The organism is Caulobacter sp. AP07 (genome assembly GCF_000281955.1).
Taxonomy (GTDB): Bacteria; Pseudomonadota; Alphaproteobacteria; order Caulobacterales; family Caulobacteraceae; genus Caulobacter.
This window is the reverse complement of sequence record NZ_AKKF01000285.1, coordinates 1-520: the sequence shown is the minus strand read 5'-3', so window position 1 is coordinate 520 and position 520 is coordinate 1. Positions and strand designations below refer to the sequence as shown.

Sequence of the window (520 nt, the reverse complement as noted above, 5' to 3'; positions counted from 1 at the left end):
TGGTCACGGCCAGGTCGATGGTCACGCCGGCGGTGACGTCGATATAGACCGCCACGTCCGAACCCGTTCCGCCCGACAGGCTGTCGTTGCCGGCCCCGCCGGTCAGGATGTCGCTGCCCGCCCCGCCATCGAGGGCGTCGGCGCCCGCGCCGCCATCGAGGGTGTCATCGCCGCCGCGACCGTTCAGGACGTCATCGCCCGCTCCGCCGACCAGGGCGTTGAGCTGGCCGTCGCCCGACAGGGTGTTGCCGAAGGCGTTGCCGGCATAGATGTGCTCGATGCCCGTCAGGGTGTCGGTTCCCGATCCGCCGGTGTTCTGGGCCTTGGTCACGGCCAGGTCGATGGTCACGCCGGAGGCGACGTCGATATAGACCGCCACGTCCGAACCCGTCCCGCCGATCAGGGTGTCGTTGCCCGCGCCACCGGTCAGGGTGTTGTTGCCGGCCCCGCCGTCGAGGATGTCGTTGCCGCCGCGGCCGTTCAGGACGTCGTCGCCCGCCCCGCCGACCAGGGCGTTGAG

1 protein-coding gene is annotated in these 520 nt (G+C 71.2%); it reads right to left on the bottom strand.

What is annotated here, in order from left to right; genetic code table 11:
• A partial coding sequence (locus PMI01_RS23640; protein ID WP_007675419.1) for a calcium-binding protein occupies nucleotides 1-520 on the bottom strand: 520 nt, incomplete at both ends.